We start from the raw sequence: 23,195 nt of genomic DNA, 5'->3' as shown, positions 1-23,195 counted from the left end.
GCGAATCCCGGAACCGCCTTACGCTTGGCGCCGGGACGCCCGGAAGCGGCGCCCGTTCCAGGGAGGAAGTCATGACCGCGCCCTATGCGGGTGGCTGCCAGCACGTCCATGTGACGGCGAAGGCAGAGCCCATCGACAACCATGAATGTCACTGCAATGTGTGCAAGGCCGTGACCGGCCAGCACACCACCCATGTCGCCTTTTTCGATTATGGCGACCTGAACGTCGATCACCCCGAGAAGATGAAGCGCGTGCCCTTCAACGCACAGAATCCCGGCGGCCCGCTGGAGATTTGCCTGTGCACCGATTGCGGCGCCGTTCTGATGCTGGACGACAAACAGAAGCGGATCCGCGTCGCCGTGCCGAATGTCATGGGCTATGACGATGCCGCCTTCCCCAAGGCCAGCTATCACGCCTTCTGGGACGAGACGAAGGGCTATCCCCCGCCGCAGGACGGCCGCCCGGTCTTTGGCGGCCTGCGGCCGGAATTCGCCTGGCCGGCGAGCCACTGACAGGACAGACGGGATGGGCAGGTCTGCCCATCCCCTTTCATCAACCGGATTTCATCAGCCATGCGTTTTTCCGTTTGTGCCGCTTTTGCCGGCCTTCTGGCCGGCCTTGCCCTTCCCGCCCTTGCCCTTCCCGTCTTTGCCGCCGATCCGGAGGTCCTGCGCCAGAAAGTGCAGGCCATCGCCGATGCCTATGTGCGCGACACCGCGCCGGGCGAGCGGGCGACCGGCATCTCCGTCAGCGTCAGCCTGCCGGGGGGCGCGATGGTGAACCTGGGGGCGGGCAAGGTCTCGACCGCCGCCGATGCCGCGCCCATCACGCCGGAAACGCTGTACCAAATCGGCAGCGTGTCCAAATCCTTCACCGCCGCCGCGCTGTTGCAGTTGCAGGCCGAGGGCAAGGTGGATCTGGACGACACGCTGGGCAAATGGACCCCGGAATATCCCGCCTGGAAGGACGTGACGATCCGCCGATTGTTGAACATGACCAGCGGGATCATGGGCTATGACAACGCGCCCGCCATGGCCGAGACATTCCAGAAGCTGGGGATGGGCCGGCATTTCTCGCCCGCGGTTCTGGTGGGCTTCGTGGACCCGACCTATCCCGGCGCGCCGGAGGCGACCGAGGGATATGACTATTCCAACACAAATTACATCCTTGCCGGCATGGTGATCGAACGGGCGGGCGGCATGACGGTGCAGGAGACGTTCCAGACCCGGTTTTTCGGCGACCGCTACGGCCTGACCGACAGCCACTATGTCGAAGGCGTCTTCCCGAAGGATGTGACGGACCGCATGGCCTCGGGCTATTTCGTGGCCGCGGCCATGCCCGAGCTGAAGGCGTTCGAGACCGACGACATCAAGCTGGCCGACATGTCCTGGGCCGGGGCGGCCGGGGGGATCGTGTCGTCGCCCGCGCAGGTGAACCTGTGGGTGCGGGCGCTGTTTGCGGGCGATGTGCTGGATGCGGCGGGCAAGGCCGAGCTGACCGATGTGGTCAGCATGAAGACCGGCAAGACCATCGGTCGCGCCAGCGCCGATGACCCGCATGGCTTTGGCCTGGGGGTTTCGGGCTTTTCCAGCGCGATGGGCGACGGCTGGACCTATGAGGGCGAGTCGATGGGCTTCCGGGTGCTGTATGCCTATCTGCCCGACAAGGATCTGGTGGCGACCATTGCGCTGAACAGCGGGGCCGAGGGCGAGGCGGACCATGCCAATACGGTGCTGGTCGAGATCCTGAAGGCGGCGATGGAGTAGCTCAGGGGCAGGCGATCGGCAGGAAGGTCGTGGACATGCCTTCCAGAGCCACGATCAAGGCCAGCGCATCGGCGAGTTCCACATCGGCCTTGGTCGCCGGGCAGGCATCGCGCGGCGTTTCGCAGCCCGAGGCGATGAAGGCTTCGATCTTCTGGCGAAAGCCGGGGCTGGGGGCGCCCTTGCCTTCGGCGGGGGCCGATGTGGCCCAGGCTTCGGTGAAGAGGGCGCATTTCTGCTGAGGCCAGGTCTGGGCCAGAGCCGAAGCGGGGGCGAGCATCAGGACGATCAGGGCGGGGCGAAGGATCATGCGCCGCCGCATAGCCGGAAGGGGCGGGGCGCACCAGATGCGACTTTCGCCGCAGGTCAGGCGTTTTCGTCGCGCGGGCAGGCGATGTCGAGCCAGGCGGTGGCGCCCTGCGCATCGCCGGGGCGGACCATGACGCCATGAAAGCCCGTATCGTCGCCTGACATGGCGGCGCGGGCCTCTTCGGCCAGGCCCTTGACCAGACGTTCCAGGATCCGGGCACCTGCCGCGCCGTCGCCGGCGCGGGTGGTGGTGCCGTCGCGCAGGTCCACGGTATCGCCGGGGCCGAAGACGGTGAGGCGCACGCCGCGGGCCTCGAAGTTGTCGCTTTGCAGGACAAGCTGCATCGGATCGACCTCGACCAGGACGAAGCCGTCCTTGCCGGCCGCTTCCAGCCGCATCCCGGCCTGGGTGGCGATGACGGCGGAATCCTCGAAGACGCCGATGCCGAAGCGTTCGTTTTCCTCGGCGCAGGCGACGACGAGGCGGCCGAGCCGGTCGTGGCCGATGAGGTTCTGGTCCACGATGCCGCCGGCAAAGAGGCCGATGCCTTCCTGGATGGCGAGGCCCTGGTGGCCCACGTCGGAGGAGACGCCGAAGCGCAGCGCCTCGTAGGTGGAGCCGCCGGCGATCATCACGCCGGACAGGGCAGAGGCGGCGCCGGAGGCCGCGATGAGCGCCGCGCCGCCGGCATGGGCGCGGGCGATGGCGCGCAGGAGGGCGCTTTCCTCGCCGCGGTGAACGAGGGTTTCCACCAGCCGGATCTGGTTGCCGCCGCACAGGAGGATGCCGGCCATGCCCTCGACCGCCTCCAGAAGCGCGCGGTCCTGCGCGGCATATTCCACGGTGTCGATGGTGACGCCGAGGTCCACACCCTCGATCCCGTGGCGGGCCAGCAGCGCGATGTGGTCGCGCGCGGTGCGGGCCGGTTCGGCCGAGGCGGCGGCCAGCACGCCGACCTTGCCGCCTTTCAGTGCGGCGAGCGGGCCCGCGACCATCGCCGCGTCGGAACTGACCGGGGTGGAGCCCAGGAGGATGAGCCTCGCGTCGGGGCGCGGGTCCATGCCGTAGGTGCGGGCGCGCCTTCCGATGCGGTCGGCCAGCCGCGTGGCGCTGAGCTTTTCGGTCGAGATCGTGGCACGGAAGTCGAGCGCGGTCATGCGCAGGCCCGATTCCGGCGTGGCGATCAGGCATTTCGTTTCGGGCTGGCGTTCGAGGATCACCGAGACGTTGACGCCGCTCTTGGCATCGAACGCCTCGACCCGGTCTTGCGCATAGGTGGCGGGGTCGCCCAGCACCAGGCGGGCCATCAGGTCATAGAGCGTGTAGGCGCCGAAGGCGTTTCGGCGCGACCGAAGGTTGCCGCGATAGGCGATCTCGGCGGCGCCGACCCGGCGCTTCGTTTCGGCCGGATGGGCGCGGAGCTTGCGCAGGTCCAGCCTGTCGCCGTTGTCGAGGTAACTCAGGCGGAAGTCCTGGTAGATGCGGCGGTTTGCGTCGGTCTGCATCTCGGACAGGTCCAGGAGCATCACGCCGTATTCGCCCACGACACGCGCCGCCGCGCCCTCGACGATGAGCGCGGTGTTTTCGTCGATGCCGAAGCCGGTGACAGCCCCTGCCGCCTCCATCGCCACCACGAGCCGGCCGAGCCGCCCGCGCTTGATGAAATGCTGGTCCACCATGCCGAAGGGAAAGAAGCCAAGGCCCCCGCCCATCATCAGGCCCGGCTCTTCGGCCTCGTCGGTGACGCCATGCACCACGGCTTCCAGAGAGGTGCCGCCCAGAAGCATGGGCTCTGACATGATCGCCGCACCGGCGCTGGACCCGGCGATCAGCCCGCCCTTGCCATGCGCCTTGCGCAGCGCCTTCAGCGCCGCGCTTTCGCGACCGCCGGGCAGGAGGGCGGCAAGGATCTTCGCCTGGTCGCCGCCGGTGAAATAGACGTGGCCCATGCGCGCGATCTGCGCCGCCACCTCGGGCCGGTCGGCCAGTTGGGCGGCATTCTCGCCCGACAGCGGCGAGACTTCCGCCTGGAATCCATGCGCGCGGAAGGCGGCCAGGCTTTCCTCGCCCACCGCCTGGGGTTCGGCCGAAGCCGTGGGCAGGATCAGGATGCGCCCGCCCGACAGGCGGTGCATCTCGCCGTAGATGGCGGCGTTGTCATCTTCCAGCCGGCCACCGATGACGGCCAGACGCCGGCCCCCGGCGGCCTTGGCGGCGGCTTTGAAGGGAAATCTGGCCATCTGCGGCGGTGCTTTCCCGTCACTCCCGGCGCTGGATGCGCACGCCCCGGTCGTCGCTGACCAGGGCATAGCCCTCGGGCACGGCGAAGCCCGCAGCCGTGACCCGCGCCTCGGGCGGGACCGGGCGCGCGGCTTCTTTCGGCTTGTGGTAGATGATCTTCTTCCAGCAGCGCGTGATGCCATCGCAGAAGATCAGCACCAGGTCGTTGGGCCGCGCCATGTCGAGCGCCGCTTCGACCGATTTCTCCTCGGACGGCTCGATCAGGATGGCTTCGGGCGGCACGCCATGCGCAATCAGCTCGTCGCGGATCATCTCGGGCACTTCGGTGGGCGTTCGGCCTCGCGGGTTGTCGTCGCTGTGGCAGATGTACTGGTCGAAATGGCCGGCCACCTTGCGCGCGACGGCCTTCACATCCTCGTCGCGCCGGTCGCCGGGGCAGGTGACGCAGGTGATGCGGCGGCCCATCGGTTGCAGCCGTTCCACCAGATCGACCATGGCGCCCACCGCGGCCTCGTTGTGCCCGTAGTCCAGGATCACGCGGAAGCCGTGTTCGTCATAGACGTTCATCCGACCGGGGCTTTGGAAGAAGGAATTGTCGAAGGTGCGCAGGCCGGTGCGGATCTGGTCCAGCGAGAGGCCGAGCGCATGGGCCATGGCGGCGGCGAACATCGCGTTTTCCACGTTGTGCAGCGCCTTGCCTTCGAGCGTGGCCGGGATCAGGTGGGTCCAGATCAGCGGGATCTGATTGCCGTGATCGTAGATCACGATCTGCTGGCCGTTCAACCCCGCCTCCAGCACCACGGCGCGCTTGCCCAGCCGGATATGCTCGCGCACCAGCGCGTGATCGGGGTTCTTCGTGACATAGCAGATGTGGGTCGCCGTGGTGTGTTCGGCCATGCGGAGCGTCTGGATATCGTCGGCGTTCAGCACGGCGCAGTCCTTGGCGACCTCGACCACCAGCCGCTTGACCTCGGCCAGTTCGTCCAGCGTATCGACGCCGCCGAGGCCTAGGTGATCGGAGGTGACGTTCAACACGGCGCCCACATCGCAGAAACGGTAGCCCAAACCCGCCCGCACGATGCCGCCGCGCGCGGTTTCCAGGACGGCCATGTCCACCGTGGGGTCGCGCAGCACCATCGAGGCCGAGGCGGGGCCGGTCATGTCGCCCTTCACCGTCACGTTGCCATCGACATAGACCGCATCGGTCGAGGTCTGGCCCACGGTGAAGCCTGCCATCTTCAGCACATGCGCCAGCATCCGCGCCGTGGTGGTCTTGCCGTTGGTGCCGGTGAGCGCGGCGATCGGGATGCGGCTGGGGCTGCCCGGCGGGAACAGCATGTCCATCACCGCGCCGCCCACGTCGCGGCCCTGGCCTTCGGACGGCGAGATATGCATCCGCATTCCCGGCCCGGCGTTGATTTCGCAGATGGCGCCGCCGGTTTCGCGGTAGCTCTTGGTGATGTCGGTGGTCAGGAAATCCACGCCGCCGATGTCCAGCCCCACGGCACGAATGGCGCGTTCGGCCATCAGCCGGTTGTCGGGGTGGATCACGTCGGTCACGTCGATGGCGGTGCCGCCGGTGGACAGGTTGGCGGTCTTGCGCAGGTAGACGACTTCGCCCGCCGCGGGCACGGTGGCGTGGTCATAGCCCTTTTCGGACAAAAGCTTGTCTGCCACCGCGTCCAGTTCCAGCCGGGTGAGCATGTTTTCATGCCCCTTGCCGCGGCGCGGGTCGGCGTTCACCTCTTCCACCAGGTCCAGGACCGTGCGTTTGCCGTCGCCCACCACATGGCCGGGCATCCGTTTGGCGGCGGCCACGAGGACGCCGTTGACCACCAGAAGCCGGTGATCGTCGCCCGGGATCATGCTTTCCACGACCACGCCGCTGCCTTCCTGTTCGGCGATGAGGAAGGCTTCCTCGGCGGCTTCGGGGGTGGTGATGTTCACCGTGACACCGCGGCCATGGTTGCCATCGACCGGCTTGATGACCACGGGAAAGCCGATGTCCTCGGCCTCTTCCGCCGCCTCTTGCGGGTCGCGGACATAACGCTGCACCGGGACGGGAAGGCCCAGGTCGGACAGGAGCCGGGCGCAAAGCTCCTTGTCGGAGGCGATTTCCACCGCGATATGCGAGGTCTGGCTGGTCAGTGCGGCCTCGATCCGCTTCTGGTACTTGCCCTGGCCGACCTGGATGAGGCTCGCATCGTTCAGGCGGACCCAGGGAATGTCGCGCGCTTCGGCGGCGCGGACCAGTTCGCGGGCGGTGGGGCCAAGCGAGCGGCGCTCGGCGAAATACAGGAAATCGTCAAGTTTCTCGGGGAAATCCTCCAGCGAGGAGCCGTCTTCCGGTGCGATGATGTCAAGAATCAGGTCGCGCGCCAGGTCGCCGGCGCGCAGGCCGATCTGTTCGGATTCATAGCCGAACAGCACCTCGACTTCGTCGGGATGCTTGGCGGGGCGGGTGAAGGCGCGGTTGCCCGGCGCGCCGGCCTGGTCTTCCAGGGCCAGCGCCACCTGGGCCATCAGCTCGCCCAGCCCGCAATCGGGCGCGGTGCGCGCGCGATCCAGGAACGGCGCGCCGTCTTCGGTCACCGCGCGCGCCAAAGCGGGGACATGGGCCAGAAGCGGGCCGATCAGCGCCTCGCCCCAGTCCGACACCGGCTTGCCGGCGCGGCGGTGCAGGTCCACCGTCAGCCGGATCAGGGGGTCGCGGGCCCAGGTGTTGGGCCCGACATAGACCGAGGTTTTGACGATCTGCATTGCGCGCCTCCGCTGGCCGCCCGTGTGACGGGCATGGGTCATTGCTAGCCGGGCCGTTCCCGCGGCGAAAGCGGTTTGTGGCGCCGGCGGCTTCAGCGCGGGTCGTTCGAGCCGTCGATGCGGTCGCGCAGGGCGATCATGGCGCGGTGAAGCGCGCGAGCGCGGTTGACGATGGCCCAGGCGTAGAAGGCGACGATGGCGCCGACGATCAGGACCAGGAGGCCCATCCAGAAGATCGTGGAAAGATCAGGCATGGTCATGCGCGGGCCGGGGCTGGGATGCGGGGCAATCTTGCATGGTGCGGGGGCGCGGCCAAGCCGGCGGATCAGAACGGACAGGGCGCGGTGAAGGTGACGGGGCGGCCGTCGGCGGGGTGGTGCAGCGTCAGGCTTTCGGCGTGCAGCATCAGGCGCGGGGCGTCGCGGGCGGGGCCGGTGGCGTAGATGGGATCGCCGAGGATCGGGTGGCCGAGTTCGGCCATGTGCAGGCGCAGCTGGTGGCTGCGGCCGGTCAGCGGCATGAGGCGCACGCGCGTCTCGCCGGGCGGGCGGTCTGTCACCTGCCAGTCGGTCTGGGCAGGGCGGCCGTGGTCGTGGCTGACCATCTGTTTCGGGCGGTTCGGCCAGTCGGCACAAATGGGCAGGTCCACGCGGCCCGCGTCGGGGTGCAGGTGGCCCCAGAGGCGCGCGACATAGACCTTTTTCGCGCGGCGCTTCTCGAACTCCTGCCCGAGGAACCCTTGCGCCTTCTTGGTGCGCGCAAAGATCATCACGCCCGAGGTGTCGCAATCCAGCCGGTGCACCAGAAGCGTGTCGGGGTGGATCGCGCGCAGGCGGGATTCCAGGCAGTCCTGCCGGCCTTCCAGCTTGCCGGGCACCGAGAGGAGGCCCGGCTGTTTGTCCACCACGATGATCTGGTCGTCGATGTGCAGGATCGCCGGGGGATCGGGGGGCGGGTCGTAGTCGAATTCCATCATGCGATGGTGTGCCCCGCGGCGGTCAGCGCGGCGGCGAGGTGGCGGATATGGGCGGGACCGACCTCGCAGCAGCCGCCGACGATGGTGGCGCCCTGCGCGACCCAGCCAAGCGCGAAGGCGGTGTAGCGTTCGGGCGTCAGGTCGTGGCGGGCGCAATAGGCGGGCGCGCCGCCGTCATCGGGCAGGGGCAGCGAGGAGATTTCAGAGAAGCCGTTGGCATAGGCGCCGAAGGGCAGGCCGAGCCGGGCCAGTTCGCCCATGGCGGCTGCCATCGCCTCGGGCATGGAGCAGTTGGCCAGCACCGCCTGGGCGGGTGTTTCGGCCAGCACGTCGGCCAGCGCGGCAACCGGCTCGCCCGAGCGCAGTCTGGTGCCGTCGCGGTCGTTGACCGAGACCGAGAGCCAGACCGGCCTGCCCGCCGCCTGCGCACCCTTCAGGGCGCCGCGGGCGAGGTCGAGCGAGGGGATGGTCTCGATCAGGATCACGTCGACATGCGGCCCGAGGATCCGCGCCTTTTCGGCGTATAGGGGGGCGGAGACCTCCACCGGCGGGGTCAGGTCGGGGCGGTAGCTTTCGCCCAAAGGCCCCATGGAGCCGGCGATGAGGCCGCGCCCGGCCTGGGCCTTGGCTTCGTGCGCCTCTGCCAGGGCGCGCAGGTGCAGCGCGTGGTACAGTTGGTCCAGCCCCTGCGGCTGCAGCCGGTCGTGCAGGATGTTGTAGGTGTTCGTGGTGGCGACCGAGGCGCCGGCGGCGAAGTAATCGTCGTGGATCGCCTTCACCAGACCGGGGTGGTCGATCATCACGCGGGTGGCCCAGAGGGGGCCGGGGTCCTGCCCCGCGCGGGCCACGAGTTCCTGGCCCATGCCGCCGTCAAGAAGGGTGATCGTGGTCATGGCTTACTCCGAAAGGACGAGCCGGACGGCGAGCCCGGCGAAAAGGACGGCGGCTATCTTGTTGACCGCGCCCATGCGGGCGCCGATGGCGCGGCCGGCAAGGCCCGCGACATAGCCGAAACCGGCGGTCACGACACCCCCGGTGAAGGCGAAGACCAGGCCGAAAAAGGTGATCTGCTGCCAGACCGGGCCGATGGCGGGATCGACGAACTGCGGCAGGAAAGCCAGCATGAACAGCACGGGCTTGGGGTTCGTGATGTTGGACAGGATGCCGCGCAGGAAGGCCCGGCGGGCATCCGGGGCGGCGCGGCCCTCGCCCGAGGAATTGCCCGCGCGCCAGCTTTTCCAGGCGAGCCAGAGAAGGTAGGCCGCGCCGACATATCTGATGGCGGTCAGCGCGCCGGGATGGGCGGCGATCACGGCGGCAAGACCAAGCGCGGCAAGGGCCACATGCCACAGCACGCCCACGCCCACGCCAAGGCCCGCGATGGCGCCCATGCGGGGGCCGCCGGCGATGCCGCAGGCGGTGGCGAAGAAGATGTCCTGCCCCGGCGCGAAGTTCACCGCCAGCCCGCCAAGGAGCATGGTCAGGAAGGTTTCCCACGGGATCGAGGCAATGGTGTGCAGCATGTCTTCCGCCGGTCAGGTGGGGCGCACCATTTCCGCCTTCGCCCCGGGGTTCAAGCCCCGTCCCATCTTGGGTACTGCGGCAGGCCGTCGTCGATGGTGTAGTAGTCGCCCTTGTCTGCCACGAAGATGTGGCTGACCAGTTGCCCGCCGGTGGGGTTGTCGATCACGCCGCTTTCGACCGAGAAGCCGCCCGCGGCATTGCGAAACCAGAGCGACGACCCGCAGTGGGGACAGAAGCCGCGTTGTGCGCCGCCGGGCGTGGTGTAGACGGCTTCGTCGCGCGACTGCCAGTCCAGCGCGGATTCTTCGGCATCGAAGGAGGCGGTGTAGTGGCCCGACAGCTTGCGGCACTGGGTGCAATGGCAGGCGCCCACCTCGCCCATCGGCCCCGGCAGGGTGAAGCGGTTGGCGCCGCAGAGGCAGGAGCCGTGCAGGGTTTCGGCCTGAGTGGGCGCGGGCGGCGGGCCTTCTGGGGCGTAGTAGTCGCCCGCATGTTCGGGCATCCAGTGTTCGGCGATGTGCAGGCCGGTCGGCCCGTCGATGGCGCCGGCGGCAAAGGACATGCGGTCCTCGCCCTCGGGCTTCCAGAACAGGAAGGCGCCGCAGTCCTTGCAGAAGCCGCGAGCGGCAGCGGGCGAGGCGCGGTACCAGGCAAGGCCCCGGTCCTGAACCAGGCGGAAGCGGTCCAGGGGCACGGTGGAGGCAGCCCAATAGTGGCCTGACTGCTTGCGGCACTGTGTGCAATGGCAGGCGAGCACGTCACGGACTGGGGGCGTGACCTCGAACACCACGCCGCCGCACTGGCACGATCCGCGCATCAGGCCGCCCCGTGGAACACGCGGGCCAGGAGCGGGACCAGATGCGCCTCGTCCTCTGCCGTGAAGGCGGCGGGGGTGTTGCTGTCGAGGTCCAGCACGCCGAGGAGGGTGCCCTGGCCGTTCCAGACCGGCAGCACCAGTTCGGACCGCGTGGTGGACGAACAGGCGATGTGGTCGGGGAAGGCGTCCACGTCCGGCACGTTCAGCACCTGCCCCGTGCGGGCGCTGGCACCGCAGACCCCGCGCGAGAAGGGGATGACCAGGCAGCCGTGACCACCCTGGTAGGGGCCGATCTTCAGCAGTTCGGGCGCGACGACGCGGTAGAAGCCGGTCCAGTCGCTGTAGGGGTGGCCGTGGTGCAGCTCGCACACCACGGTGGCCATGAGCGCCACGGCGTCCGTCTCGCCCTCGGTCAGGGCGAGGATCCGGGATTCGAGGTCTTTCCAGTCCAGGTCAGTAGCCAAGGGCGCATCCATCCTTTCGCGGGTCCGAGGCGCCGATCAGGGTGCCATCGCTGCCGATATGGATCGCCTGCGAGCCGCCGAGCGGCTCGTCGGGAATCGACACGCGATGCCCCATCGCCGCCAGTCCGGCGCGCACCGCTTCGCTGTAGCCGCGTTCGACCTGCATCCCCTCGCTGCCCGAAAAGCTGCGGGGGGCGTCCATCGCCTGTTGCAGGTCCATGCCGTAGTCGGTGAGGTTGGAGACGAAGCGGGCATGGCCGCAGGGCTGATACTGGCCGCCCATGACGCCGAAGGGCAGGGTGATGCGGCCCTTTTCCTTCAGCATCGCCGGGATGATGGTGTGCATGGGGCGCTTGCCGCCCGCAGCCTCGTTCGGGTGGCCGGGGGTCAGGGTGAAGCCCGCGCCGCGGTTCTGGAAGTTGATGCCGAACCTGTCGGAGGCGAGGCCCGCGCCGAAGCCCCAGAAGATCGAGTAGATGAGCGAAACCGCCATCCGGTCCCGGTCCACCACGGTGAGATAGACCGTGTCGCGGTGGACGGCTTCCGTCAGCTTCGCGGGTTCGGCCATGGCGCGCGCCGGGTCGATCAGGGCGGCGAGCTTCGCCGCGGTTACGGGCGCGGTCAGGTAGTCCGCGCCGCGGGTCATGAAGGCGGGATCGGCGATGAAGCGGTTGCGGGCATCATAGGCGAGTTTGGCCGCCTCGGCTTCGAGGTGCGCGCGTTGGGCGCCGAGGGGATCGAGCGCGGCGAGGTCGAAATGCGCGAGGATGTTCAGCATCAGGATCGCGGTTGCGCCCTGGCCGTTCGGCGGGTGTTCCAGCAGTTCGACCCCCTGATAGGTGCCACTGACCGGCGCGCCCCAGTCGCAGGCGGTGGCGGCGAGGTCCTCCATCGTATGCGTGCCGCCAAGGGCCCGCAGCGAGGCGATCATGTCCTCGGCCACCTCTCCCTCGTAAAAGCCCTTGCGCCCTTCGCGCGCAATGCGGCGCAGCACTTCGGCCTGGCCGGGGGCGCGGAAGACCTGGCCGAGTTTGGGCGCCGCGCCGCCGGCGAGATAGAAGCGCCGGGCGGCGCCGGTGAGCGCCTCGCCATCGGCGGCCCAGTCGAAGGCCACGCGCGGGGCGACGGGCACGCCTTCTTCGGCGTAGCGGATGGCGGGGGCGAGCACTTCGTCCAGCCCCTTCAGGCCGTAGTCGGCGTTCAGTCGGCAAAAGGCGTCGATGGCGCCGGGCATGGTGACCGATTCAATGCCGCGGATCGGCATGGCGGTCAGGCCCCTTGCGCGCAGGGTTGCGGCATCCAGCCCCATCGGCGCGCGGCCCGAGCCGTTCAGCGCCACGACATCCTCGGTGCCGGCGGGCTTGACCAGCACGAAGCAATCGCCGCCGATCCCGGTCATCTGCGGTTCGCAGATGCCAAGGAGGACGGCCGCGGCAATGGCGGCGTCGGCGGCGTTGCCGCCGGCCTGCAGCATGTCCACCGCGACCTTGGCGGCCAGCGGATGCGAGGTGGCGCACAGGCCGTTGGTGGCATAGACGGCCGAGCGGCCGGGAAGCTGGAAATCGCGCATGGGTCCCCCTTTTCGTGCCCAGCCTAGACCGGGGGCGCGCCGAAGAAAACCGGGGGCGTCAGGCGGCGGAGGTTGCCAGGCGGAAGGACAGGAGGTTGCGCCCATCGGTGCGGCGGTAGGTCAGATCCTGCGACAGGCTGCGGATCAGGAACCAGCCGAACCCACCCTCGGCAGGGTCGCCCTCGGGCGGGACAGGGGGAGGATCGCCGGGGGGCATGGCATCGCCCGGCATCGGCTGGCCATCGTCCACCACCCGGCATTCGAGCGCCGCGGCATCCAGCCGGATCGTCACCTGGATGACGCCCTGGCGCCCGGCATAGGCATGTTCGACGATGTTGTTCAGCACCTCGGCCAGCACGATTTCGGCGGTGCCCCGGTCGTCTGGAGGCAGGCCGCGAGAGGTCAGCGCCGCGACCATGGCCTGAAGCGCCTGGCGGACGGCCAGGGCGTCGCCGGGAATGACCAGCGTCAGGTCAGCGCCGTCTGGATCATCCGGCATTGCGCGGCCCGTCGGGCACGAGGGGATGGACGGTGAAGACGCTGTCCATCCGTGTGAGGCGAAAGACCTTTTCCACCGTGGGCGTGAGCCCTGCGAGTTCAAGCTGCCGGTCGGGGCCCACCAGTTTCAATACCGCGACCACCGCGCCAAGGCCGCTGGAATCGAGGAAGGCCACGCGCGACATGTCCAGCATGATGCGGGTGGTGCCATCATGCGCCTGGACGAGTTCGCGCATCCGGTCCTTGAACTGGATTGCCGCCGCGGCGTCGATCCGTTCGGCCCCGACTGAGACCAGCAGCAATCCGGGGCGTTCCTCTGCCACAAGTTCCATACGCGACCTCCGAATCCATCATCGGGGTCAGGTTAGGGCAGCGGGGTTAGCGAAAGGTGAGCGTCAGTTCAGGCGCACTTGCAGCGGATAGCGCCCGTCCTCGAAATCGCCGAACAGGTCGCCCAGGTCGGGGTGCGTGACCGGCTCGCCCGTGTCATCGGGGACGAGGTTCTGTTCCGAGACATAGGCGACATAATAGCTTTGGTCGTTTTCGGCCAGCAGGTGATAGAAGGGCTGGTCCTTCGAGGGGCGGCTTTCTTCGGGGATGTTCTCGTACCATTCCTCGGTGTTCGAAAACATGGCGTCCACATCAAAGACGACGCCCCGGAACGGGTGCTTGCGATGACGCAGCACCTGGCCGATATGATATTTTGCAAGCGTCGTCTGCATCTGTACCCCCATGATCATTATTACGCGTTTGGTCAAAAAGAGTCCATTCTTGGCGCGAAGGGGCCAAGGAAACAATCCGGATCAACAGGTTCGCTGGCCGGGCCCTTCGATCGGCCGTGGCAGACATGCATCCTCGCGGGAATCTGATCGCTGCGGCGTCTCTTGACGGGTTTCCCCCCGGCGGCACTTCACCTAGACTGCGCAAAAAAGAGAACGCGAGGGGCAGATGAGCAGAACTCTCCGCGCGTCGATGTTGTTGCTGTTCCTTGCCTCCTGTGGAGGCGGCAACTTTTCGGCGCCGCGCAATGTCGAGGATGCCTGCGCCATCGCGCGCGAGCGACCGCAGTACCTGCGGGCGATGGAAGCCACCGAGCGCAAGTGGGGCGTGCCCGTCCATGTGCAGATGGCGACAATCTACCAGGAGTCGAGTTTCGTGGGCAACGCCCGCACGCCGCACCGCTATGCGCTGGGCATCATCCCGATGGGGCGCCAGTCTTCGGCCTATGGCTATGCCCAGGCGCTGGACGGCACCTGGGAAGAGTATCAGGACGAGGAAGGCGGCCGCGGCGCCAAGCGCGACAACATTCGCGATGCCACCGATTTCATGGGCTGGTACATGGATGGTTCGGCCGAACGGCTGGGCATCTCGAAGACGGATGCGCGGTCGCAATACCTGGCCTATCACGAGGGCCGCACGGGCTTTGCCAATGGCAGCTACAACAACAAGCCCTGGCTTGTGGACGTGGCGAACCGGGTGGGCGCGCGGTCTGCGCGCTACGAGGTTCAACTGCAGGAATGTCGCTGACCAGGCAGGGCGTCCCGGCCCGGAGGCCGGGTCAGGTGGCCGTCGCAAGACGCTCGACGCCGGTGTAGCCGGCGGCGCGAAGGATTTGCGGACCTTCAGGCGGCACGCTGCCAGGCGCGAAGATCAGCGCCCTGGCCGGACCGGAATGGGACCGTGCAAAGCCCAGGGCACCCAGGGCGCGGGCGAGGTCGGCGGTCGGGTCGGAGGCGGGTCCGCGCCGGGCCTGGCAGCGACGCGCGCTTTCGCTGGCGAGCGCGGCGCAGCCGGCAAGGCCGGGCGCATTGGACCAGTCCGAAACCAGGTCGGAGATGTCGGCGTAGTCGCAGTCTTCGGCCCGCGTCCTTTCGGGCGGACCCCAGAAGCCGACAAGAAGCTCGGCCCTCGGCGGCGGCGGCAGGCCCATCAGCACCTCGCCCTGCCGCGAGGCCCAGAGATGGCGGTCGGGGTGGTCCAGCATCAGCGGGTCGCTGGCGCCTTCGGCGCGAAGGCAGGCGCGCACAAGGCAGCCGCGCGGGCCGGCGTATCCTGCAAGGCGTGCCACGGCCAGAAGCGAGGCGGTGGACATGCCGGTGCCCGACCCTGGCACGAAGCGCGGTTTCAGCAGGTAGCGCCCCTTGGGCGGCAGGCCCAGATCGTTCAGGAAGCGGCGCAGGCGGGGCAGGGGGATGAGCCCCGCGCCCTGGCCGAACCGGCAGGCCGCCAGCGCACCGGCCCGGCGCTGGCCCGCCAGGCCGGTGACCGCGGGCAACAGCGTGACAAGGCCGACCGGCCCGGCAGGGCCGATGCGGCCCTGGAGCCATTCGCCGAAATGGCAGGGCAGGGCGACGCGGGCGCCGGGGGGCAGGGGATCAGCCGTCACGCTGGCCCCAGCCGTCATGGAACACCAGGTCTTCCAGCGGCAGGCGGCTGCGCCAGCCGCGCGCCTGCAGTTCGGGCTCGGCATGAAGCTCGTCGACATGGCCAAGGCACAGATAGGCGACAGGCACGACCTGATCGGGCAGATTGAGGATCCGTTTGAGCGCCCCCTCGCGGAAGATGCTGACCCAGCCGACACCGATACCTTCGGCCCGTGCCGCGAGCCAGAGGTTCTGTACCGCGCAGACGGTGGAATAGAGGTCCATCTCGGGGGCATGGGTGCGGCCCAGGATGACCGGGCCGCCCCGGCTGCGGTCGCAGGTGACGCAGAGGTTGACCGGCGCGGCGGTGATGCCTTCCAGCTTCAGCGCCGAATAGAGCGGCCGGCGTTCGGCCGGAAAGAGCGTGGCGGCCTCGGCATTGGCCTCGGCGAAGGCGGCCTGAACCCGGCCCTTCACGCCGTTGTCGCGGATGACGATGAAGTTCCACGGCTGCATGAAGCCAACCGAGGGCGCATGGTGGGCGGCATCCAGAAGCCGCAGCAGGGTGGCATCGTCCACCGGACGCGGGGTGAACTGGCTGCGCACGTCGCGGCGGCTGTGGATGGCACGGTAGACCGCGGCGCGGTCGGCCTCTGGAAAGGGGGGGGCCGCGACCAGCGCGGCAGAGGCGGGTTGGGCAGGACTGGACAATCGGTTCCCCTGTCGTCGAAACGGGGTACAGGTCGGCCAGCCTGCGCCCCGGTTTCGTCTGGCCGGTCTTCTGACTCGGTTTCCTCCGGCGCCGCGCCTTCCCGACCGAGGTCAGTGGCATCTGCGGCCCCGTCCACCTTACAGCGTTGGGCACGTTGCGGAGTTTCACCGCATTCCCGATTATCCCGACCCTCGCAGGCCGGGCACCAGACCAACCCCAGATACCGCCGAGCCCGCACGGGCGCAATCGCCCTTGCGGCCGTGGCTTGGGTCACTCGTCGGGCAGGTTCTCGCGGAAGATGACGTGCTGGCGCGGCTGGACCGGGGTGTAGGGCAACCCGCGCACACCGGCGATCAGCGTGGCCAGCGCCTCGCGCGCCTCGACACGGGCGTTCTGGTCGATCACCGCGTCCATCGTGCCGTCCAGCAGCAGCGCCTTGTTGCCCTCGGTCGCCTCGTGGCCGATGAGCACGACGCGCTGCGCAAGCCCGCGATCCTTCATCGCCCGGCCGATGCCGTAAGAGCCGCCGCCGACATTGTAGATCGCGGCAAGGTCGGGGTGGCGGTCGAACAGCGCCATCGCCTCGCGCCAGGAATTCTCGCGGTCGTCCAGCATCTCGCGCAGTTCCACGATCTGCAGGCCGGGGAATTCCTCGTGCAGGATCTGGCGGAAGCCCATCTCGCGCTCCTGATGCCCGCGGTAGGACAGGGAGCCTGCGAAGAGCGCCACCTTGCCCTGGCTGCCCGTGCCGAGGAAGCGGCCCATCAGATAGCCAGCGAGGCGGCCCGCCTGCCGGTTGTCGGTGCCGATATAGGCCGCGCGGGGCACGTTCTGGATATCGGAGCAGAGGGTGACGATCCTGACGCCCGAGGCCGCCAGCCCGCGCAGCGCCTCGCGCACGACGGGATGGTCCAGCGCGATGACGCCGAGGCCGTCGACGGCGCCCTTCATCCGCGCCAGCCTTTCTGAAAGGGCCGCGGGATCGAAACCTTCGATGGTCTCGACCAGGGTTTCCACGCCGTCCAGCGCCGCGGCCTGGGTCTCGATCTGTGCCTGAAGCATCCGGATGAAGGAATTGGTGCCCTGGGGCAGCAGGAAGGCCAGCCGGACCGCTGGCGTCGAGGGCGCGCTGACGGCGACATAGCCAAGCCGCTGTGCAACGGACAGGACGTGCTGTCGCGTGTGTTCCTTGACGCCGGGCCGGTCGTTCAGGACGCGGTCGACAGTGGCAGGGGAAACCCCGGCCTCGCGGGCGATGTCGGTCAGTGTGGCGCGCAGCATGACGGTCTTCCGGATGTTCCCGACCAGCAGCTAGGGCCAGGGCGAGGGCGGGTCAACAGGGTGACGGGGGCCGCGCCGGGACACACTGATTTAAAAGACATCATTGCGCTGGCGATTCGCGTCATCTGGTGGCCGGTTGGCCTCGCGCTATGGATCGCCTGATCCTTTCTGCAGTCGCAAATCATGCAGCTTCTTGATGTCATTGCGGCAATCATCGACGAAACGTGCATGAGGGCCTCGAGAATCTCGCAACTGCGGCATCTTTCCTTCAAGAATAGAGCATCAAAATGATGTTTAGCATATAACAAATTGATTGACACTTGCCGCCGAGTCGCCGCACAAACCCGCCACGGGCTCCGGGAGAGGGCTTGAGGGAGGATCTCATGATCGGACGTCGCTTGACGCGGCGCGGGTTCCTAGGAACCGGCGCGCGATGGGGAATTGTCGGTGCCGGCGCCTTGATCGCGCCGCGCTGGATCGGGCAGGCCTGGGCGCAGGAGCTGGCGCCGGGCATGATCGGCGGGCCGACCGGCTTTGCCGGGGCCGAACGCTATCAATACGGACCGGACACGCCGGAAGGCCGCGCCGTCGAGGCGGCCAAGGCGATGAAGGCGGCAGGCACGGCGCCCGACAAGATCGTCCTCGGCCTGTCGGACGGGTCCATCGGCCAGCTGACCCAGCCCTTCCCGGCCGGCGCGCCCAGCGTCAAGGAACTGTGGGAGCGCGAGACCGGCATCACGCTGGAAATCGTGGGCCTGCCCAACGGGCAGGAATTCACCAAGACCATGCAGGACATCTCGACCAGCGCGGGCGGCTTCGACATCTACTCGACCGACTGGAACCGGTTGGGCGACCTGGTGGAATCCGGCGGCATCGCCAAGCTGGACGACTATGTCGCCGAATACAAACCGGAATGGGATGATCCGGTCCGCGGCTATGTGAACGGCGCGCAAGGCGTGTCGCTGATGAACATGTATCGCGGTTCGACCTATGGCGTGTCGCTGGACGGCGACTTCCAGACCTGGGTGTATCGGACCGACCTGTTCAACGACCCGGCCGAGCAATCGGCGTTCAAGAGCCAGTATGGCTATGACCTGGCCGTGCCGCGCACCTGGGCGCAGTTCAACGACATCGCGGCCTTCTTCCAGCGTCCGGACAAGGGCCTGTTCGGCTCGACCGACCTGCGCAACCAGGGCTGGGGCTATACCAACTGGTACCAGCTTTACACCTCGCTCGCCTCGCCGAACCAGTACCTGTTCGACAACGACGCGAACCCGCTGATCTCGTCCGAGCAGGGCATCAAGGCGACCCAGGCCTATATCGACTCGCTGGCCCACCATTCGCCTGATGCGATTTCCTGGGGCTGGCCGGAACAGTACGGCAACTTCGCCGCCGGCGGCGCGGCGATGACCTGCGCCTTCTCGAACCTGCCGAAGTTCCTGGACAATCCGGGCAATACCGGATCGACCGTCACGGGCAAGATCGGGTCCATGCTGCCGCCCGGCAACGAGATCGACGGCAAGATCGTCAGCCGGTCGGTGCTGTGGTTCTCGCTGACGGGGATGGTCAGCTCGCAGTCGAAGAATCCGGAACTGGCCTACCTGTTCCTGCAATGGCTCGGGTCCAGCCGCATCTATTCCTGGATGACGGCGAACCCCGGCGGCTATTTCGACCCCTTCAGCCTGAACGACTTTGCCGACCCCTTGGTGCGTGAGACCTACCACGCCTACCACATGGATGTGGTGCGCGAGACGGTCGCACGGTCGGTGCCGACCATCAACTACGCCGGCGCCACGGCCTTCAACAACGCGCTGGACGAAAACCTGATGGCCGCGCTGACCAAGGCCAAGACGCCCGAACAGGCGATGGCCGACACAGCGGCGGAATGGGAAAAGATCACCCGCCGCACCGGGCGCGACAAGATCGTCGAGGCGGTGCGCGGCAACATGGCCGCCTGGCCCACCGTTCTGGACCCGGTCTGAGACCATGCGCCGGGGCGGCCAGACCGCCCCGGCCCCTCCTTCAAGTGACTGCCGATGACCCGTTCGCCCGTCTTCGAGATCTTCCGCTACGCCGCGATCCTTGTCGCTCTGGCGATCACTCTGGTGCCGATCCTGTGGATGGTCTCCATGGCGTTCAAGCCGGTTGCCGAATGGCAGGCCTCTGGCGCCGCGCTGACCTGGGTGCCGCTTGCGCCCACGCTGGACAATTTCCGCTTCCTGTTCGGAGAAAGCGGATCGGACCTGATCGTCGCCCTGGACCGCACTGCGGGCAAGCCGATCCTGTCCTCCCTTCTTTCCGCCTCTGTCGGCACGCTGATCGCCATGTCGGCCGGCACGGCCGCCGCCTATGGCCTGTCTCGCTTTGGCTCGGGTGCGAACCTGCCGCTTGCGCTGATCCAGTTGCGGCTGTTCCCGCCGATGGCGGTGATGATCCCGGTGATGATCATGTGGGCCTTCCTGGGCCTGATGGACACCTGGTGGGGCCTGGCGCTGATTTATGGCATCGTCACGCTGCCCTTCGCCTTCTGGCTGATGAAGACCTTCTTCGATGACATGCCGAAGGAAATCGAAGAGGCGGCGCTAGTCGAGGGCTGTTCGCGGCTCCGTGTCTTCACCCGCGTGACGCTGCCGATGATGGCCGCACCCCTGGCCGCCGCTTCGCTGTTCGTCTTCATTCTGAACTGGTCGGACTACCTGATCGCGCTTCTGCTGACGACGCGGGAATGGGTGACTATTCCGGTCTACATGGCGTCGCTGTCATCTTCGATGACCGGGCAGCTCTATGGCGCCAAGGCCGCGCTTGGCCTGATCGCGGCGGTGCCGCCGGTGATCCTGGGCGTGATGATCCAGAAACATCTCGTGCGCGGCCTGACCTTCGGGGCCCTGAAGCAATGACCATGGCAGACCGTGCTCCCGCCCCCGCCGCGCAGCCTCGCGCCGACGCCCCCGAGACCGCCCGGCTTGGCTTTCGCCTGACGCTTCCCGCGCAGATTCTGGTGCTGTTCATCTCGGTCTTTCCGCTCTTGATGCAGCTCTACATCTCGCTGACCGACTGGTCGCCCCTGTCGGGCGTGTCCTGGCCCCATGCCTGGGAATACTGGAACAGCTTTGCCAACTATACCGACATCCTGGGCGATGGGCGGCTGTGGTCGGCGCTCTGGCGCACGGCGCTGGTGATCGCAGTCTGCGTGCCGGTCGAGTTCCTGCTGGGCCTCGCACTCGCCACGCTGTTCGTGGACGACTTCCCCGGCAAGCGGGTGGCCTATTCGGTGCTGATCATGCCGATGATGGTGGTGCCCGCCGTCGCCGGCTACATGTTCTTCATGCTGTTCCAGTCGGGCGGACCGGTGAACGACATCCTGTCATGGTTTACGCCCGAGCCCGTGACCCTGGCCTGGCTGTCCGATCCGACGCTGGCGCTGGTGGCGGTGATGGTGGCAGACATCTGGCAATGGACGCCGCTCATGTTCCTGATCCTGCTGGCGGGTCTGGTCGGCGTTCCGGATGACCAATTGAAGGCGGCGGCCCTGCTGGGGGCATCGCCCTGGGCGCGGTTCCGCACCATCGTCATCCCCCGCATGAAGACCATCATCGTGATCGCCCTGTCGATCCGTGTGATCGAGGCGTTCAAGATCTTCGACACGCTGTACATCATGACGGGGGGCGGCCCCGGCGTCGCGACCGAAACCATCTCGGTCTACATCTACAAGATCACCACGCAGGATCTGATCTGGGGCTATGTCGCGGCCATCGCGCTGTTCATCCTGGTCGCCCTTTCGGTCGCTGCGGTCTGGGCCATGAAGAGGATGGCGAAATGAGCGCGATCCGCCTTGAACACCTGGTGAAGCGGTTCGGCGGCTTCACCGCGCTGAAGACCATGGACCTGTCGATCGCCGATGGCGAGTTCATGGCGCTGCTTGGCCCCTCGGGCTGCGGCAAGTCCACCACGATGAACATGATCGCCGGGATGGAACGGCCAAGCGAGGGCCGCATCCTGTTTGGTGACCGCGACATGTCCGGGGTGCCGATGGGCCGGCGGGGCGTGGGTTTCGTGTTCCAGAACTACGCGATCTTCACCCACATGACTGTGCGGCGGAACCTGGACTACGGGCTGCGCATGACGGGCCGGCCCGCCGCAGAGGTGGCAAAGCGCACGGCGGCGATGGCCGATCTTCTGGGGCTGACCGATCTGCTGGACCGTCCCGCGGCGGGGCTTTCGGTCAACATCCTGCAACGTCTGGCGATCGGCCGGTCGGCGGTGATGGAGCCCGCGATCTTCCTTCTGGACGAGCCCCTGTCGAACGTGGATGCCGCCTTCCGCTCGGTGATGCGAACCGAGCTCAAGTCCCTGCAACGGCAGTTCCGGCAGACGATGGTCTATGTGACCCATGACCAGCTGGAGGCCATGACCATGGCCGACCGCATCGCCGTGATGGACCATGGCGTGCTGCAACAGGTCGGCACGCCGCTGGAAGTCTACAACGACCCGGCCAACATCTTCGTCGCCCGCTTCATTGGCGCGCCGGGGATGAACCTTCTGCCGGGACGGTTGGCCGAGACCGACCGGGGCCTTGCCGTCGACCTTGGCCCGCTTGGCCTGACACCGCCCCTGCCGCCCGGACTGGCGGCGGCGGCGCGCGGGGGCAAGGCCGAAGTGACCTATGGCTTCCGCCCCGAGGAGGTGCACCTGGACCCCGAAGGCGCCGCCCTGCACCTGCCGCTTCTGTTGACCGAACGGATCGGCGCGCGGAACATCCTGCATCTGGGCGACAGTGACGCGGTGCGCGCCGTCTTCCCGGCGGGCGCCACGCTGCCCGCGGGCGGCACGGTGCGCTTTGCCCCGGCCGAGGCCTCGGTGCGCCTGTTCGACACGGCCTCGGGCCGGGCCATCCGGGGGGTGTGAGACATGGCAGAGATTGCCTTCCGCAACGTCACCAAGCGCTTCGGCGAGACACTCGCGGTGAACGACGCCAGCTTCACTGTGGCCGACAACGAGTTCTTCTGTCTGTTCGGCCCGCCGCTTTCGGGCAAGACCACCATCCTGCGGCTGATCCTTGGCCTCGATACCCCGGACGAGGGCGAAATCCTGATCGACGGCAAGGTGGTCAACCGGGTCGGCCCCGCCGGGCGCAACATCGCCATGGTGTTCCAGAACCTCGCGCTGTTCCCGCACATGACGGCAGAGCAGAACGTCCGTTTCCCCCTGGTCGAACGCCGGGTGCCCGAGGCGCAGATAGCCGCCCGCGTGGCCGATGCCGCGGCCAAGCTGCACATCGCCCACATCCTGCACAAGCATCCCGCCCAGCTTTCCGGGGGCGAGCGCCAGCGGGTTGCCATCGCCCGTGCGCTGGTGCGCGACCCGGCGGCCTATCTGATGGACGATCCGATCTCGGCGCTGGACGCCCGCCTGCGCGAAGAGGCGCGGGTGGAGCTGAAGCGGATGCAGCGCGAGGCGGGGCGCACGCTGATCTATGTGACGCATGACCAGGAAGAGGCAATGTCGGTCGCCGACCGCATGGCGATCCTCGACCACGGCGCCATCCGCCAGATCGGCGCGCCGACCGAGCTTTATGACCGCCCCGCCAGCGCCTATGTCGCCCGGCTTCTGGGCGCGCCGGTGATGAACCTTGTGCCGCCGGGGCTGTTCCCGGGGCGGCCGGGGGCTGCGCAGGTGGGCGTGCGGCCCGAGGATCTGGCGGTCACGCCCGATGCCACGGGTCAGGCCAGGATTTCCGGCGTCGAACCGCTTGGCGGCTATACTGTGCTGACCATCGCGGCGGGGGGCGAGACGCTGCGCGCCATGCTGAGGGGGCAGCCCGCCTTTGCCCCCGGCCAGCCGGTGCGCCTGACCGCACCGCCTGACCGGTTGCACCATTTCGCGCCCGATGGCCACCGCCTGACGGCCTGAGACGTG

At 67.9% G+C, this 23,195-nt stretch carries 24 protein-coding genes and 1 riboswitch; of the genes, 8 read left to right on the top strand and 16 right to left on the bottom strand.

Annotated features, from left to right (window positions below):
* Positions 1-71: 71 nt before the first annotated feature.
* Positions 72-512, top strand: a complete 441-nt coding sequence (locus JO391_RS13740) for a GFA family protein (RefSeq protein WP_220661037.1) — start codon at positions 72-74, stop codon at positions 510-512.
* Positions 513-572: 60 nt separating this feature from the next.
* Positions 573-1,766, top strand: coding sequence for a serine hydrolase domain-containing protein (locus JO391_RS13735; RefSeq protein WP_220661036.1), 1,194 nt, complete (start codon positions 573-575; stop codon positions 1,764-1,766).
* Position 1,767: 1 nt separating this feature from the next.
* On the opposite strand, the gene JO391_RS13730 is transcribed toward JO391_RS13735, so the two are convergent.
* From JO391_RS13730 to hspQ, 13 genes are all read right to left on the bottom strand, one after another.
* The gene (locus JO391_RS13730; RefSeq protein ID WP_220661035.1) at positions 1,768-2,073 is read right to left on the bottom strand and encodes a hypothetical protein; all 306 of its coding nucleotides are present in this window, start codon (positions 2,071-2,073) and stop codon (positions 1,768-1,770) included.
* A gap of 56 nt (positions 2,074-2,129) precedes the next feature.
* Entirely contained in the window at positions 2,130-4,313 is a 2,184-nt protein-coding gene (locus JO391_RS13725; protein ID WP_220661034.1) for a cyanophycinase, read from the bottom strand.
* Positions 4,314-4,332: 19 nt separating this feature from the next.
* Positions 4,333-7,074, bottom strand: a complete 2,742-nt coding sequence (gene cphA / locus JO391_RS13720; protein WP_220661033.1) for a cyanophycin synthetase — start codon at positions 7,072-7,074, stop codon at positions 4,333-4,335.
* A gap of 92 nt (positions 7,075-7,166) precedes the next feature.
* Positions 7,167-7,328, bottom strand: coding sequence for a hypothetical protein (locus JO391_RS13715; protein WP_220661032.1), 162 nt, complete (start codon positions 7,326-7,328; stop codon positions 7,167-7,169).
* Positions 7,329-7,399: 71 nt separating this feature from the next.
* Positions 7,400-8,047 (bottom strand): pseudouridine synthase, encoded by a 648-nt coding sequence (locus JO391_RS13710; protein WP_220664566.1) that lies wholly within the window; start codon positions 8,045-8,047, stop codon positions 7,400-7,402.
* Positions 8,047-8,943, bottom strand: coding sequence for a homocysteine S-methyltransferase family protein (locus JO391_RS13705; RefSeq protein WP_220661031.1), 897 nt, complete (start codon positions 8,941-8,943; stop codon positions 8,047-8,049). The genes JO391_RS13710 and JO391_RS13705 overlap by 1 nt, the downstream gene beginning before the upstream one ends.
* 3 nt (positions 8,944-8,946) lie before the next feature.
* Positions 8,947-9,573: a LysE family translocator gene (locus tag JO391_RS13700; protein ID WP_220661030.1), complete on the bottom strand. Its 627-nt coding sequence runs from the start codon at positions 9,571-9,573 to the stop codon at positions 8,947-8,949.
* Positions 9,574-9,623: 50 nt separating this feature from the next.
* A complete protein-coding gene (locus tag JO391_RS21535; protein ID WP_259444704.1) occupies positions 9,624-10,391 on the bottom strand; it encodes a GFA family protein in 768 nt (255 codons plus the stop codon).
* The gene (msrC, locus tag JO391_RS13685; RefSeq protein ID WP_375155667.1) at positions 10,391-10,855 is read right to left on the bottom strand and encodes a free L-methionine (R)-S-oxide reductase MsrC; all 465 of its coding nucleotides are present in this window, start codon (positions 10,853-10,855) and stop codon (positions 10,391-10,393) included. The genes JO391_RS21535 and msrC overlap by 1 nt, the downstream gene beginning before the upstream one ends.
* On the bottom strand, positions 10,845-12,425 hold the full coding sequence (locus tag JO391_RS13680; protein ID WP_220661029.1) for a gamma-glutamyltransferase family protein: 1,581 nt from the start codon (positions 12,423-12,425) through the stop codon (positions 10,845-10,847). The genes msrC and JO391_RS13680 overlap by 11 nt, the downstream gene beginning before the upstream one ends.
* Positions 12,426-12,483: 58 nt before the next feature.
* Positions 12,484-12,924 carry an ATP-binding protein gene (locus JO391_RS13675; protein WP_220661028.1) on the bottom strand — a complete coding sequence of 147 codons (441 nt, stop codon included), beginning with the start codon at positions 12,922-12,924 and terminating at the stop codon, positions 12,484-12,486.
* Positions 12,914-13,255: an STAS domain-containing protein gene (locus tag JO391_RS13670; protein WP_220661027.1), complete on the bottom strand. Its 342-nt coding sequence runs from the start codon at positions 13,253-13,255 to the stop codon at positions 12,914-12,916. Before JO391_RS13670 ends, JO391_RS13675 begins: the two co-directional genes overlap by 11 nt.
* 63 nt (positions 13,256-13,318) lie before the next feature.
* The gene (gene hspQ / locus JO391_RS13665; protein ID WP_220661026.1) at positions 13,319-13,645 is read right to left on the bottom strand and encodes a heat shock protein HspQ; all 327 of its coding nucleotides are present in this window, start codon (positions 13,643-13,645) and stop codon (positions 13,319-13,321) included.
* 226 nt (positions 13,646-13,871) lie between these two features.
* Here hspQ and JO391_RS13660 point away from each other — a divergent pair, with 226 nt between their 5' ends.
* Positions 13,872-14,450 carry a transglycosylase SLT domain-containing protein gene (locus JO391_RS13660; protein WP_220661025.1) on the top strand — a complete coding sequence of 193 codons (579 nt, stop codon included), beginning with the start codon at positions 13,872-13,874 and terminating at the stop codon, positions 14,448-14,450.
* A 31-nt stretch (positions 14,451-14,481) separates the two neighbouring features.
* On the opposite strand, the gene JO391_RS13655 is transcribed toward JO391_RS13660, so the two are convergent.
* From JO391_RS13655 to JO391_RS13645, 3 genes are all read right to left on the bottom strand, one after another.
* Positions 14,482-15,309, bottom strand: coding sequence for a propanediol utilization protein (locus JO391_RS13655; RefSeq protein WP_259444703.1), 828 nt, complete (start codon positions 15,307-15,309; stop codon positions 14,482-14,484).
* Positions 15,299-15,997 (bottom strand): 5,6-dimethylbenzimidazole synthase, encoded by a 699-nt coding sequence (gene bluB, locus JO391_RS13650; protein ID WP_220661023.1) that lies wholly within the window; start codon positions 15,995-15,997, stop codon positions 15,299-15,301. Before bluB ends, JO391_RS13655 begins: the two co-directional genes overlap by 11 nt.
* Positions 15,998-16,040: 43 nt before the next feature.
* Positions 16,041-16,223, bottom strand: a riboswitch (cobalamin riboswitch).
* Positions 16,224-16,268: 45 nt separating this feature from the next.
* A complete protein-coding gene (locus tag JO391_RS13645; RefSeq protein WP_259444702.1) occupies positions 16,269-17,279 on the bottom strand; it encodes a LacI family DNA-binding transcriptional regulator in 1,011 nt (336 codons plus the stop codon).
* A 383-nt stretch (positions 17,280-17,662) separates the two neighbouring features.
* On the opposite strand from JO391_RS13645, the gene JO391_RS13640 reads away from it, so the two are divergent.
* From JO391_RS13640 to JO391_RS13620, 5 genes are read left to right on the top strand one after another with little or no spacing between them, the layout of a single operon-like run.
* Positions 17,663-19,261, top strand: a complete 1,599-nt coding sequence (locus tag JO391_RS13640) for an extracellular solute-binding protein (protein ID WP_220661022.1) — start codon at positions 17,663-17,665, stop codon at positions 19,259-19,261.
* A 54-nt stretch (positions 19,262-19,315) separates the two neighbouring features.
* The gene (locus JO391_RS13635; protein WP_220661021.1) at positions 19,316-20,176 is read left to right on the top strand and encodes a carbohydrate ABC transporter permease; all 861 of its coding nucleotides are present in this window, start codon (positions 19,316-19,318) and stop codon (positions 20,174-20,176) included.
* Between the two features lie 2 nt (positions 20,177-20,178).
* Positions 20,179-21,099, top strand: a complete 921-nt coding sequence (locus JO391_RS13630; protein ID WP_259444701.1) for a carbohydrate ABC transporter permease — start codon at positions 20,179-20,181, stop codon at positions 21,097-21,099.
* A complete protein-coding gene (locus JO391_RS13625) occupies positions 21,096-22,184 on the top strand; it encodes an ABC transporter ATP-binding protein (RefSeq protein ID WP_220661019.1) in 1,089 nt (362 codons plus the stop codon). The genes JO391_RS13630 and JO391_RS13625 overlap by 4 nt, the downstream gene beginning before the upstream one ends.
* Positions 22,185-22,187: 3 nt before the next feature.
* Entirely contained in the window at positions 22,188-23,189 is a 1,002-nt protein-coding gene (locus JO391_RS13620; protein WP_220661018.1) for an ABC transporter ATP-binding protein, read from the top strand.
* The last annotated feature ends 6 nt before the right edge of the window (positions 23,190-23,195 follow it).

The sequence above is a fragment of the Neotabrizicola shimadae genome, assembly GCF_019623905.1.
Lineage (GTDB): Bacteria > Pseudomonadota > Alphaproteobacteria > Rhodobacterales > Rhodobacteraceae > Neotabrizicola > Neotabrizicola shimadae.
This window is presented reverse-complemented; position numbering and strand designations above follow the sequence as displayed.